This is a genomic window from Paenibacillus sp. J45TS6 (assembly GCF_018403285.1).
Taxonomy (GTDB): domain Bacteria; phylum Bacillota; class Bacilli; order Paenibacillales; family Paenibacillaceae; genus Paenibacillus.
This window is the reverse complement of sequence record NZ_BOSJ01000002.1, coordinates 180,760-194,017: the sequence shown is the minus strand read 5'-3', so window position 1 is coordinate 194,017 and position 13,258 is coordinate 180,760. Positions and strand designations below refer to the sequence as shown.

Here is a 13,258-nt window from a genome sequence, read left to right as displayed (position 1 = left end):
ATGATTAAGCTCCTTCCCTCCTGTACCCCATTAACAATAGGTAACATTTGGTTATTCTGATTAGTGTAATTTTACACTTTTAAAAATAAACGGTCAATGATTCGTTAAGACTCCTCTTTTTCATCCTTATCCTGGAAGGGTAATGTATAATGGGAATTATTACATATTTTTGAATGGGAGGTTATCAGAAGAGATGAAGTACCGAAGATTAGGCGGAAGCGGCTTACAAGTGAGTGAAATTAGCCTTGGGAGCTGGCTGACCTATGGTGGGTATGTCGAGCAGGAGAACGCAGTACGTTCCATTGAGACGGCTTACGATGCAGGTGTTAACTTCTTTGATACAGCTAATGTGTATGAACGTGGAGCAGCAGAGGAGCTTCTAGGCAAAACACTTCAGAATTATAAACGTGAGTCTTACGTTCTGGCAACAAAAGTATTCGGTAAAATGGGCGATGGTCCGAATGACCAAGGTTTATCCCGTAAACATATTATGGAACAGTGCGATGCTTCTCTGAAGCGACTGGGCACAGATTATGTAGATATTTATTACTGCCATCGTTTTCATACGGGTACTCCTCTGCTGGAGACACTCCGTGCACTAGACGACCTCGTGCGTCAAGGGAAAGTGCTCTATGTTGGTGTAAGCCAGTGGACTGCAGCTCAGATGGAAGAAGCGCTGGGAATTGCAGATCGTTATCTGCTGGACCGGATCGTGGTTAACCAACCTATATATAATATGTTCGAACGTTATATTGAAGACGAGATTATTCCGCTTGGGGAGCAAAAAGGCATCGGACAAGTCGTCTATTCTCCGCTTGCACAAGGCCTGCTGACAGGTAAATATAATGATGCCTCTCGCATTCCTGAAGATAGCCGGGCGGCGAAGCTTAAATGGGATGATAAGAAAATAAGCCAGGAAAAACTTGAAAAGGTACGCAAGCTTACCGGCATTGCAAATGAACTGGATGTGAAGGTGGGACAACTTGCACTGGCTTGGATCTTAAGACAAAAGAATGTTTCCAGTGCTCTTGTGGGTGCAAGCAGGCCTGAACAGATGCAAGAGAATATAGGAGCTTCAGGTATAGAACTCAGCGAAGAAATACAAGATAAGATTGAGTCCATACTTTCGGAGTAAAGCATTTGATAAAGATAGAGAGCCAAGTGAAATCCCGATTACAGCCGGATTTCACTTAGCTCCTTTTTATTTTCATTAGGCCAGATCGATACACCGTTTATAGAGGGATTGACTGCTTATGAATTAAGATTTATACTTAATCTAAAAATAAATACTAATGATGCGGAATCATTTTATAATAAAAGGAGATCTGATGATCTTATGCCTAGAACATTAAATTTAACAACACAGCGTCAAGCCGTTTATGATGTAGTCAAGAACGCTCACAACCACCCAACAGCAGCAGAGGTAATGACAATGCTTGCTCAACAAGGGTATAACTTAGCTTATGGTACGGTATATAATTCATTACGTTATCTGGTTGAGAAAGAATTAATCGTTGAACTTAAGCTTGGTGAGACAGCCAGCAGATATGACGCGAGAACAGATGACCATCAACACATCATTTGTGAAGTTTGCGGCAAGGTAGATGAGGTAATGACCGAAGTACCCGGACCTTGGACGGAATCTGTTGCAAAAGAAACAGAATATGAGATTGGCCATGTGCATGTAGTTTTTGGGGGTGTATGTCCAGAATGCCAAAGCAAGCGGAAGAATTAGTGAATAAAAATCAATATCCTTATGCGTCTGTTCGTATTTCACAGGATAAGTCTTCACAATGGCTAAATAAACCAGAAGAAGATACGGTTCCTTTTTGTGCGGTGACAAAGCGAATTCTCTTAATCAGTCCTACTCTGAATCAAGTACATGACCTGGTTAAAGTTCTAACAGATCGATGCTTTGATGTCATGATGTTTCATAGGCTTGAGCCTGAACTGTACAACAACATTCCGCATGACCTACTGATTTATGATGTGACTTCTTATGATGATCAGGATGCACTTGAACTTCAGATGAAGCTAAAGGAATCGACTTCTTCGCAGAACTTGTTTCTTGTGAGTGAGAAATTTATTCGCGGTGCAGCACCCGAGATGCTCCAGGAAGAATTGCTGGTTTGGCCGGGAAGACCTCATGAAGCGCTGTATCATGTGCAGCGTATTATCAGCCGTGCCGTACCAAGACAAGAACAAACGGTTCAAACAACCAGCAATGATTCCTTAATCTTTAAGGATTTAAGAGTGGATTTGGAGCGAATGTTGGTCCTTAAACAGGAGGAACAAGTTCACCTTACCAAGACGGAATATGATCTTCTGCTCATCCTCATGAATGCGAAAGGTTCTGTTATATCGCGTGAAGAGATGCTCAGCCGAGTATGGGAAACTGATTTTACCGGCGGGAGCAATGTGGTAGATGTTCATATCAAAAGCCTTCGTAAAAAGCTGGGGGATCAGGCTTCTGACCCTAAATATATTATTACAGTCCGCGGTGTAGGTTATCGTCTTGCCGACTAAAATAAAGCCCTTAAATGTGCAAACATTTAGGGGCTTTCGTTTTGTTCATAAAGAGTTTCATTTCTTCATAATATGTAAGAGTGAGTTCATTTTGTAATCACAAATCATTCATATTATGTTCATGAAAAAAGGCAGAGGACCATGGTACAATCAATACATGAATTTAGATTAAATCTAACTACACATATAAATATAGATAAATGGAAAGGGTGACCCCTATATGACAGAACGTTTAACTACCAATCAAGGCACACCTGTAGGTGATAATCAGAACTCTAGAACTGCAGGAAGAAGAGGTCCAACTTTATTAGAAGATTATCATTTAATCGAGAAGATCGCTCACTTTGACCGTGAACGGATTCCAGAGCGCGTTGTTCATGCACGCGGATCAGGAGCACATGGAGTCTTTAAAGTAGAAAAATCAATGTCTAAGTACACAAAAGCTGCTTTTCTACAGAAAGAAGGAGCAGAGACACCCGTTTTTGTACGTTTCTCTACCGTAATTCATGGACAGGGATCTCCAGAGACGGCTCGTGACCCTCGCGGCTTTGCGGTTAAATTCTATACTGAGGAAGGCAATTATGATCTGGTCGGCAACCACCTGCCGGTATTCTTTATCCGTGATGCGATTAAATTCCCGGACATGGTTCACTCCTTAAAGCCATCACCTAAAACCAATATTCAAGACCCGGCTAGATATTGGGATTTCATGACACTAACACCAGAGTCCACTCACATGATGACATGGTTGTTATCGGATTACGGTACGCCAGCTAATTACCGCCAGATGGATGGATTCAGTGTTCATGCCTATAAATGGATCAATGATCAAGATGAAGTGGTATACATTAAATATAAATGGGAAACACAGCAAGGCGTTCGTAACTTCAGTTCAGAAGAGTCATCAGAGACCCAAGGAAAAGACTTTAACCATGCCACTCGTGATCTGTATGATGCAATTGAACGTGGTGATTATCCAGAGTGGGTTCTTAAAGTACAAATCATGAATCCAGAAGATATTGATGCACTTACGTTTGATCCGCTTGACCCAACCAAGATTTGGCCAGAAGATAAGTATCCGTTCCATACGGTTGGACGCATGACACTTAACCGAAACCCAGAGAATTTCTTTGCGGAAACGGAGCAGGTTGCTTTCTCTCCAAGTGTTCTTGTACCGGGAATCGAAGCTTCGGAAGATAAGCTGCTTCAAGGTCGTTTGTTCTCTTATCCAGATACACAGCGTCACCGTCTGGGAGCGAATTATACACAGATTCCAATTAACTGCCCTTATGCAAAAGTGAACAATTATCAGCGCGATGGTCTTATGCAGATGAACCAGAATCCTTCGGAATATAATTATGAGCCAAACAGCTCTACTGACAGTCCGAAGGAAGACCCGAAATATCGTGATTCTAAAGTAGCGATCAGCGGGCATATTACCCGTGAACCGATTGAAAAAACAGAAGATGATTTCAAACAAGCGGGTGATACGTATCGCAGCTTCACCGAGCAGGAGCGGGAGAATCTTCACAAAAATCTGATTAATGATCTGAATCAGACACCACAGCAAACGCAGCTTCGTGCAATTTGCAACTTCATTCGTGCAGATCACAGATTAGGTATGATTCTAGCAGAAGGTCTTGGTGTAGATATTCGTGAGTTTATGCCGCCAACTCAATAATTAATTTCTAAATTTCACAAGAAACCGAGCTGTCAGAATTATTCTGTCTGCTCGGTTTTTTTCTTATGAAAAACTGGATGCGAGTGGAATCATATGTTGACAAAGGAAAGAGAGACAATACAATGGGTAGTGTGGAGGGGTGCTGATGAGGATTAGTCACTTTAAGGTGGGAGAGCAAGGTCTTAACCGTTTTTTTGGTCCTCTGGAGGCAAAAATTATGGACGTCCTCTGGAATGAGGAAGAGGTAAGCATTAAAGAGGTTCAATTAAAACTGGAAGAAGATAAAGCTCTGAGTTTCAATACGGTTATGACCGTGATGAACAGGCTTGTTGAAAAAGGGATACTCGTCAAAACACTTCAAGGAAGGACCTCAAAGTATCGCCCGGTTCAATCAAGGGAGGTGTTTATGGATACGCAGTCGAAAGAACTGACACATGAGCTGATGGACCAGTTTGGTTCCATTGCGGTCACCCATATGCTCGATGCGGTTGAAGTTGCTGATCCTGAGTTAATTAAACAACTTGAGCTCCGAATTAAGCAGTGGAAGAAGGATCTACCGTGAAGTGGGCGCTGCGTTCCAGGATGTTATTTGGCTGCGGGATTCTAATTTGCGGGGCTGTTTATATTCAAATGGGATTATATGTAGTTCATATGATCTGGGGCTGGCAATCTACGTTTAATCTATTTACATGGTGTACTCACTGGATGAGAGAGTTTGGGTTGTTGTCTGTTATTCACTTACTAAACGTATTCGTTGCAGGAACATTTCTACTGATTATTTATTATATATGTACCCAGCTGATTGGCGGGGCTCGTGCTTTAAAATACATATACAAATTAACTGATTTCAACCTCACGACGTATTATGTGGAGCGTTATCCGAACCTCTCACTTCGCAAGGAACTGGTGGTCATCCATACTGATGAACCGGTTGCCCTTGCTTGTGGATTGTTCCGCCGGCGAATTGTGATCTCATCGGGACTGATTCAGCTGTTAGATGAGAAAGAATTGGAAGCTGTACTCTATCATGAACACTATCATCTACGACATTACGACCCGCTTAAGACGTTTCTTCTTACACTCGGTGTGTCTACCATTGGTTATATACCTATATTAAAATCGATACTATTCAATTACAAAATGGTTCGTGAGATTATGGCAGACCACGATGCCATTACCAAAGCAGGTACACCTGTCGGCTTGGGTGGAGCCCTTCTTAAGCTTCTGGGTATATCAGTGAATTCTGGCTTTCAGAGCGGTGTGGTTTCTTCTTTTGCTGCGGAAAGTACAGTAAATGATCGAATTGCCTGGATTTTAGAACCGGAGAAGGAGCTGCCTTTACGAATATCCGGCTCAAGCTTGCTATGTTCCGTCTTCATTCTGATTGCATTGTTTGCTGTATTTAACGTAGTTCCTCATTGATAGATGAATGGAATAAAGAAAATAAAAAACACATGAATTCGCAGGAGGAATGAGAAAATGTATAGCAACCGAAATCAAAGCCAGACTCGAAACATGGAGCTTGGACTTCTAATTACTAGACTCGTACTTGGGGCCATTTTTTTAATCCATGGCATTACCAAATTCCAAGGCATGGAGGATACACAAAGCTATTTTATTAGTTTGGGTCTACCGGGCTCGATGGCAACCATTGTAGGTTTGGTAGAGTTCTTTGGCGGGGTGTTTTTAATTATTGGTTTGTTTACACGAATCGTTAGTCTTCTATTTGTTGCTATTCTATTTGTAGCTATCTTTACTGCGAAGGCAGAGAGTGGGTTTATTGGCGGCTATGAGCTCGATGTTGCACTGATTGGAATGGGAATCACGCTTGCTGTAGCAGGCAGCCGATATGTGGCAGTAGATCGTTTATTCCGAAGAAACCGCAGATAACAGAAGAGCAGGACAACAAGCATAGAGGGGGATTCATAAGAAATGGCACAAAATTTACTTGGAAAAAAAGTTGCACTCGCTGGACCAAGGAAGTCGGAAGAGATGTCCATGATCGTGAGAAAGTTAGGCGGTACTCCGCTGCTGCGACCGGCACAAGGAACCGTTTTTGTGGATGATGAACATTTGAAAAGCAGTATAGAAGCTTGGGTGAAGAGTCCACCCGATTGGACGATTCTCACAACAGGGATGGGGCTTGATGCAATATTTCAGGCAGCTGAACAACTTGAACTTGAAGAAGAGCTGCTTGAAGCTTTGAAGCAATCACATATTGCAGCACGTGGTTATAAGACAGTGAATGCGCTTCGTAAGCGGAACTTGACACCTGCCGTTAGAGACGATGATGGAAGTACATCAGGACTCATTCGTGAGCTTATGAATTATGATCTTCAGGGAAAACGTATTCTCGTTCAGCTCCATGGAGAATCTGCTCCGCGCCTTATGGCATGGCTGAAAGAGAGAGGAACATCAGAGATCAAGGAAGTCCTTCCTTATCGCCATGTGCCTCCTCAAGATACGGATCTCGAAGAACTGCTCGAAGATATTCTTCAGCAAAGAATTGATGCGGTTACTTTTACGAGTGCTCCACAGATTCGCTTTCTTACAGCTTATGCAGAAAAGCATGGAAAACTACCAGATATGAAACAACGATTTGAAGAGGATGTGGTTGTTGCTGCGGTTGGCAGGGTAACTGCACAAGCCATGGTGGAGGAAGGGGTTACCCCTAAGGTGATTCCCGAGGAAGAACGGATGGGAAGTATGATCGTTTCATTAGGTAAGTATTTTGCTGAGAAAGAGCGAGTATAAGAAGGACAATCTTGTTACAACCTATAGGGCAAGAACACCTGACCAGGAGAGGTGAGGTGTTTTTGCGTTATTTAGACAGAAGGTGTATGACTAAGCGTGTCGTTACTCCAATTTGTGTTTAGATAGGTAAGAGACTTATTATTTATATTGTACATATTTCAACACTCACAGGAGTTCCTGGAGTGGACTGATGAATTAGGAGGTGCAACAACCATTGGGGTTTGATATTTTAGTCATTCTCATCTTACTTGTAGTTAATGCTTTCTTCGCAGCTTCTGAGATGGCACTGATCTCCATTAATGACAACCGAATTCGCATTTTATCGCTCGAAGGAAATAAACGTGCACAGAAGCTGGAGAAGTTACTGGAGGAACCAACAGGCTTTCTATCCACCATCCAGATCGGAATCACACTTGCTGGATTTCTAAACAGTGCTTTTGCGGCAGATAAATTTGCGTCCCTGCTTGTGGATTATGTGTTGTCGCTAGGTGTTGATATTTCACCATCTGTGCTATCTTCCGTATCGGTCATTGTTATTACATTGATTCTTTCCTACTTTACGTTGGTATTCGGTGAGCTTGTTCCGAAACGGATTGCGATGAAAAAAGCAGAGGCGATTGCACTCGCGGTATCAAGTCCGCTGAGTGTGTTGTCTAAGGTCGTCAATCCTTTTGTAAAACTGCTTACGGTATCGACAAATCTTACCGTCCGTTTGTTTGGTATTGATCCCAACGCGGAAGATGAGGAAGCTTCCGAAGAAGAGATTCGGATGCTTGTAGATACAGGGCTTGAGAGAGGAACGATTCAGCAAAGCGAAAAGATGATTATCCACAACATATTTGATTTTGATAATAAAGATGTATCGGATATGATGACTCATCGTACGGATATGATCGCCATTTCTGCGGACACTCCGCTAGAAGACGTGCTGGAAATTGTGCAATCAGAGCAGTATACCCGGTTCCCTGTATTCGAAGAACGTGTCGATAATATCATTGGAATCTTGCACGTAAAAGACTTGATTGTTCAATTTAGAAAAGATACCACAAGACCGAAGAGCATCCTGGATATAATCCGTCCTGCTTATTTTGTATCTGAGTCGAAAAAAGGGGACGACCTTCTCGAAGAACTGCAACAAAACCGAGTGCATATGGCAATCGTGGTTGATGAATATGGAGGTACGGCAGGTCTCATTACAATTGAAGATTTAATTGAGGAGATTGTAGGCTCTATTTATGATGAGTATGATGAAGAAGAGTCGATCTTTGAACAAGTGGATGAAGATACCTACATTTTTACAGGGATTGCCCATTTGGATGAAGTAAGCCAGATTACAAAAGCAAGTTTGCCGGAAGAAGAGTACGATACTCTTAGTGGATTTATGGTGGGTACCATCGGCCGTATTCCCACAAAACAAGAACGCCCCGAATTTGAATTCCGAGGTTTCCGGTATAAAGTGTTGGAAGTTGGAAAACAACGGATTCGCCGAATTCAAATGACAAGGCTGCCCGAAGAGGAAAGATCACTTTATCAAGACGGTGAGGAATTGCCTCCTGAAGTATAAAGTTAGTAATAAAACAAATCGCAGAGATCTTTTTCTGTGATTTGTTTGTTTTTATACGGAATGATATGACGAATATGGTAAACTCACAGAATGAATAAAGGGTATTTTCGAATAGCGCCGAATTCAAAAGTAGTAAATACAAAGCTTTTTGTCTGTTATGTAACTTATGGATTTAGAAGAACGATTGCGGCTATACTAGGCAAGTCAACAGACCATGAAGTTAATTCGTTTCTAATTTTACCTCTCTAGGGCGGTAAGGATAGATATGATCATATAAGCGAGGAAAGGGTCCTGCGAACTTTCTTGCTTTGCGTAAGCAAATGAAACGAAATGAATCAGACAAAAGCAGAGCAAAGGAGAAATGGTTAATGAGTCGAAAAAAAGCATTACTATTGGGAGATTATACACATCCCATGTATCACCCCTTGCAAGGAGTTGACGCGGAAGTCAGCCGTATCTTGCAAGATGAAATGACCGTACAGTGCAGTGAAAATCGCAATTTGATGTTAATGGAAAACTTGGCTGGTTATGATCTGCTAATTTCTTATCTGGATGATTGGAAGGGAGCAATTGCTCCGCAGCAGGCCGCAGGATTGCTTAGTTACGTCAGCGGAGGAGGCGCTCTCCTGGTGCTGCATAACGGTATATCCATGCATAATCGTTATGAAATAGCTCAATTACTTGGCGGCAGATTCACAGGTCATCCGGCTCCGCGTGAACTGAGGTTTCAAGTCACCGATCCGCTTCATCCCATTGTGTCGGGGATAGAGAATTTTTCAATGGAAGAGGAGCCTTACGAGATTGAATTCGATAATTTCACTGATATCACGGTTCTTCTTGAGTATATGAATGAAGATGGGAAATCGTGGCCTGCAGCTTGGGCTCATAACTATGGCATGGGGCGTGTTGTATATCTTATGCCAGGACATTCGGTTCCTTCTTTCAATAATGAATCATTCAGACGACTTCTCTTACAGTCGGCAATGTGGGCTACACGTACGAAACCAAAACGTAATTAGAGATCGGACGTACTTTCGCTTAAGTGGGTAATATAGGTATATACTAGTATAGAAGCAGATTTTTTCAGAAGGAGGAAAAGCGGCATGAGCGATTTGTTTAAAAAGGCGGTTTCTCTAGGATTGGGACTTACTCTGGTTAGTAAAGAGAAAGTGGAGAGTGTTGTAGGTGACCTCGTCAAACGCGGAGAATTGGCTCCATCCGAATCTAAGGCACTCATTGATAAGCTTATGGAACGTGGAAATGAAGAACAAACAAGCTTTAAGAAAATGATTGAAGGTCAAGTGGAGAAAGTGCTAATTGATCTGGGTGTACCCACCAAAACAGATGTAAACCGATTAAACATGCGAATCGAAGAACTGGAACAGAAACTGTCTGCACTCGAAGCGAGTCAGCCTGCGAAACAACCAGAAACTCCGATTCTTACGTCAACGCCTGAAATAGAGCAGCCTCCTAAAGGAAACGAGATTGAATAAATGGTAGTGCATATTAAAAATGCCGGACGATATAGAGAAATTGCCATGGCGCTGATGCGTCATGGCTTCGGCTATATTGTGGAAGAGATCAGCTTCTTTCAGGTGTTGTCTTTACCCAGAAGGTGGATTACCCATGAGACAGGTCCGGAAGCCAAAACCCTTGGTGAGCGGATAAGACACGTATTGGAGGATCTGGGGCCGACTTTTGTTAAATTAGGACAACTTGCAAGTACCAGGTCCGACCTGCTGCCTCCAGGGATTATTTCGGAGCTGACCAAACTTCAAGATCAGGTCCCTCCTTTTTCACCAGAGATTGCAAGAGGGTTACTTGAACAGGAGCTGAACAGTCCACTTGAAGAAATCCTCACTGAATTTGATGATACCCCTCTTGCAGCTGCGAGTATCGGTCAGGTACATATCGGTAGACTGCGGAGCGGGGAACAGGTGGCGATCAAGATTCAGAGACCTGGAATATCACCTGTAATTCAGCGTGACCTGAACATTCTTAAAGATTTTGTTGCTCTTGCTGAGCGCAGGTGGGAATGGGTAACCAGGTACCAATTGCAGGAGATGGTGAATGAATTCGCTGTATCTTTACTTGCAGAGCTGGATTACAGCTATGAAGGAAGAAATACAGAAAAGGTAGGGCAGCAGTTTGCAGAGAATCCAGAGGTTCATGTCCCTGTTATTTATTGGGACTATACGACTGCAAGGGTACTGACGATGGAGTATATGGACGGGATCATGCTGAATCAGCGGGATGTACTCATCGCGAAAGGGTATGATCTAAAAAATATAGCGCAGCGATTAGTAGATTCCATGCTGCACCAAATTTTTATTGAAGGCTTCTTCCATGCAGATCCCCATCCAGGCAATCTAATGGTCATGAAGAATGGGGCGCTGGCTTACCTTGATTTCGGAATGGTCGGACGTCTTAATGAGGATTTAAAAGAGCAGCTTTCTTCCCTGATCATATCGCTGATGCGAAAGAATACCGAAGGAATGGTACGTGCTATTGAACGTCTTGGCATGATTCCGGATGGAACCAACATGGCTTCCCTTCGCAGAGACCTCGACCGAATTCGGGACGATTATTATGATCTCCCTTTTTCCAGTATCAGTATTGGGCAAGCGTTGAATGATTTATTTGGCGTGGCGCAAAGACACCAAGTAACCATGCCTTCGGATGTAATCTTACTAGGCAAAGCATTGGTGACTCTCGAAGGAGTTATTGAAAATCTAGATCCTTCCATTAGTATTATTGATATGGCAGAGCCTTTTGGCCGGAAGCTGATGCGTGAAAAGTTCAGCTCAAGACGGATTAAGGGGAAAGTGCTGGGCGGTATGACAGAGCTTTTTGAGACATTGATCGACTTGCCGGGACAAGCACGGCTGCTGTCCTCCATTATCAGTAAAGGTAAACTAAAGGTCGAAATCAGCATTCCCGAAATTGAGCAATTTGAACACAAGCTGGACCAAATCACCAATAAATTATCACTCAGCATCGTATTGCTTTCGTTCTGTATTCTCATGGTAGGTTTGTTTATCGGAGCTTCAAAGATGGAGCAGGTCTGGCATGTACCGCTGCTCGAAATTGGCATGATTATCGCTGCTTTCATGGTGTTATGGCTTATTATTTCTATTATTCGATCAAAAAAACAATAAAACAGGCATGAAGACAAAGCTCCTCTTCCCTAGATCAGGGTGGGGAGCTTTGTAGTTAAGGGGAATCCATGTATAATCAGGAACAAGAAACGAATCCATATAAGATCTAAGTTTGGTAATCATTCGTGTAATGACAGGGGGTAAGTCCATAATGAACGTAAGCGACATCGTACATAAACAGAAACTTTACTATAGAACGGGCGCAACCCGGCGTTACGAAGCAAGAATAAAGCAACTAGATTTACTGAAAGAGGCCATTCGGCGCAGAGAATCTGAAATCTTGGAAGCACTGAAGATTGATCTAAGCAAAAGCGACCAAGAAGCATATATGACCGAGATCGGTATTTTATTTGAGGAAATTTCATTCGTTTCTAAACGTTTGAAAGGGTGGATGAAGCCTCGAAAAGTAAAAACGGCAAAAACCCATATTGGCAGTAAGGGGCATATTGTCCCTGAACCTTATGGCAGTGTACTGATTATTGCTCCCTGGAATTATCCATTTCAGCTTGCTATCTCTCCCCTGATCGGAGCGATTGCAGCCGGCAATACGGCTGTGATCAAGCCATCGGAGCTGACGCCGCATGTATCTGCTGTCATCACTTCGATGATCGGTGAAGTATTTGATCCTGCTTATGTAACGGTTGTAGAGGGCGGTGTAGAGGCAAGCGAGATGCTGCTTGCTGAACCTTTTGATAAAATATTTTTCACAGGCAGTGTTGCCGTTGGTAAGGTGGTCATGAAAGCCGCGTCCGAGCGTCTTATTCCTGTGACGCTGGAGCTCGGCGGAAAAAGTCCATGTATCGTTCACCATGACGCCAACATGAAGCTTGCTGCAAAGCGTATTGCTTTTGGGAAACTGACAAATAGCGGGCAAACATGTATCGCTCCTGATTATTTACTGGTTCATGAGAGTGTAAGAGACGCATTTGTCACGGAATATGAAAAAGCGATCAAACAATTCTACGGTAAGGATCCGCTGCTAAGTGATTATTATGGAAGAATTGTTACTCCTAGACATTTTGAAAGGTTACAATCTTTTCTCACGAGTGGCTCCATTGTTCTTGGCGGAGAGACAGACCCGGAATCGCTAAAAATAGCACCAACCTTATTGGATGAAGTGTCTTGGGAAAGTCCTGTTATGCAGGAAGAAATATTCGGCCCCATTTTACCAATGATGACCTATAAGCACCTGGACGAAGTTATAGAGGTAGTAAATGCTAGGCCAAAACCACTCGCTTTGTATCTCTTTACGGTCAATCAGTCTGTTCAAGACCGAATTGTTGAACAAATACCTTTTGGTGGAGGGTCCATTAATGATACACTTATGCATATAGCTACACCATATTTGCCATTTGGCGGCGTAGGGGAAAGCGGCATGGGCAATTATCACGGAGAGTACAGCTTCACTGCATTCTCACATATGAAAAGTATCCTTAAGCAAACCAATGCTTTTGATATTAAATTTCGTTATCCTTCCAAGACCGGGTCTGTTATGATGCGCCGGTTCATGAAGTAGAATAATTGCTTATCATGTTGCTTAAGGTAGACGAATATAAAATAGCTCGAAATAAAACC

13 protein-coding genes are annotated in these 13,258 nt (G+C 42.7%); all 13 read left to right on the top strand.

Going from position 1 to position 13,258, the window contains the following annotated elements; all coding sequences use genetic code 11:
• The first annotated feature begins 193 nt into the window (after positions 1-193).
• The 13 genes from KJS58_RS03610 to KJS58_RS03550 all read left to right on the top strand — a co-directional run bounded on the left by KJS58_RS03610 (position 194) and on the right by KJS58_RS03550 (position 13,199).
• Positions 194-1,135, top strand: a complete 942-nt coding sequence (locus tag KJS58_RS03610) for an aldo/keto reductase family protein (RefSeq protein ID WP_213530527.1) — start codon at positions 194-196, stop codon at positions 1,133-1,135.
• Between the two features lie 201 nt (positions 1,136-1,336).
• On the top strand, positions 1,337-1,735 hold the full coding sequence (locus KJS58_RS03605) for a Fur family transcriptional regulator (RefSeq protein WP_213530525.1): 399 nt from the start codon (positions 1,337-1,339) through the stop codon (positions 1,733-1,735).
• Positions 1,711-2,526, top strand: coding sequence for a winged helix-turn-helix transcriptional regulator (locus KJS58_RS03600; protein ID WP_191800677.1), 816 nt, complete (start codon positions 1,711-1,713; stop codon positions 2,524-2,526). Before KJS58_RS03605 ends, KJS58_RS03600 begins: the two co-directional genes overlap by 25 nt.
• A 220-nt stretch (positions 2,527-2,746) precedes the next feature.
• Positions 2,747-4,207, top strand: coding sequence for a catalase (locus KJS58_RS03595; RefSeq protein ID WP_213530523.1), 1,461 nt, complete (start codon positions 2,747-2,749; stop codon positions 4,205-4,207).
• Positions 4,208-4,352: 145 nt separating this feature from the next.
• Positions 4,353-4,769 (top strand): BlaI/MecI/CopY family transcriptional regulator, encoded by a 417-nt coding sequence (locus KJS58_RS03590; RefSeq protein ID WP_213530521.1) that lies wholly within the window; start codon positions 4,353-4,355, stop codon positions 4,767-4,769.
• Positions 4,766-5,629 carry a M56 family metallopeptidase gene (locus tag KJS58_RS03585; RefSeq protein ID WP_213530518.1) on the top strand — a complete coding sequence of 288 codons (864 nt, stop codon included), beginning with the start codon at positions 4,766-4,768 and terminating at the stop codon, positions 5,627-5,629. Before KJS58_RS03590 ends, KJS58_RS03585 begins: the two co-directional genes overlap by 4 nt.
• 57 nt (positions 5,630-5,686) lie before the next feature.
• Positions 5,687-6,097 carry a DoxX family protein gene (locus KJS58_RS03580; protein ID WP_213530517.1) on the top strand — a complete coding sequence of 137 codons (411 nt, stop codon included), beginning with the start codon at positions 5,687-5,689 and terminating at the stop codon, positions 6,095-6,097.
• 42 nt (positions 6,098-6,139) lie between these two features.
• Positions 6,140-6,961, top strand: coding sequence for a uroporphyrinogen-III synthase (locus KJS58_RS03575; RefSeq protein WP_213530515.1), 822 nt, complete (start codon positions 6,140-6,142; stop codon positions 6,959-6,961).
• Between the two features lie 214 nt (positions 6,962-7,175).
• On the top strand, positions 7,176-8,525 hold the full coding sequence (locus KJS58_RS03570) for a hemolysin family protein (protein ID WP_213530513.1): 1,350 nt from the start codon (positions 7,176-7,178) through the stop codon (positions 8,523-8,525).
• A 368-nt stretch (positions 8,526-8,893) separates the two neighbouring features.
• On the top strand, positions 8,894-9,544 hold the full coding sequence (locus KJS58_RS03565; RefSeq protein ID WP_213530511.1) for a ThuA domain-containing protein: 651 nt from the start codon (positions 8,894-8,896) through the stop codon (positions 9,542-9,544).
• Positions 9,545-9,592: 48 nt separating this feature from the next.
• Positions 9,593-10,018, top strand: coding sequence for a phasin family protein (locus tag KJS58_RS03560; protein WP_283771244.1), 426 nt, complete (start codon positions 9,593-9,595; stop codon positions 10,016-10,018).
• A complete protein-coding gene (locus KJS58_RS03555; protein ID WP_213530507.1) occupies positions 10,019-11,683 on the top strand; it encodes an ABC1 kinase family protein in 1,665 nt (554 codons plus the stop codon).
• Between the two features lie 151 nt (positions 11,684-11,834).
• Positions 11,835-13,199, top strand: a complete 1,365-nt coding sequence (locus KJS58_RS03550) for an aldehyde dehydrogenase (RefSeq protein WP_213530505.1) — start codon at positions 11,835-11,837, stop codon at positions 13,197-13,199.
• Positions 13,200-13,258: the final 59 nt, after the last annotated feature.

Bases quoted from the DNA above. Each gene is read 5' to 3' on its own strand.
- KJS58_RS03610 (WP_213530527.1), top strand. From the start codon at position 194: ATGAAGTACCGAAGATTAGGCGGAAGCGGCTTACAAGTGAGTGAAATT.
- KJS58_RS03605 (WP_213530525.1), top strand. From the start codon at position 1,337: ATGCCTAGAACATTAAATTTAACAACACAGCGTCAAGCCGTTTATGAT.
- KJS58_RS03600 (WP_191800677.1), top strand. From the start codon at position 1,711: ATGCCAAAGCAAGCGGAAGAATTAGTGAATAAAAATCAATATCCTTAT.
- KJS58_RS03595 (WP_213530523.1), top strand. From the start codon at position 2,747: ATGACAGAACGTTTAACTACCAATCAAGGCACACCTGTAGGTGATAAT.
- KJS58_RS03590 (WP_213530521.1), top strand. From the start codon at position 4,353: ATGAGGATTAGTCACTTTAAGGTGGGAGAGCAAGGTCTTAACCGTTTT.
- KJS58_RS03580 (WP_213530517.1), top strand. From the start codon at position 5,687: ATGTATAGCAACCGAAATCAAAGCCAGACTCGAAACATGGAGCTTGGA.
- KJS58_RS03575 (WP_213530515.1), top strand. From the start codon at position 6,140: ATGGCACAAAATTTACTTGGAAAAAAAGTTGCACTCGCTGGACCAAGG.
- KJS58_RS03565 (WP_213530511.1), top strand. From the start codon at position 8,894: ATGAGTCGAAAAAAAGCATTACTATTGGGAGATTATACACATCCCATG.
- KJS58_RS03555 (WP_213530507.1), top strand. From the start codon at position 10,019: ATGGTAGTGCATATTAAAAATGCCGGACGATATAGAGAAATTGCCATG.
- KJS58_RS03550 (WP_213530505.1), top strand. From the start codon at position 11,835: ATGAACGTAAGCGACATCGTACATAAACAGAAACTTTACTATAGAACG.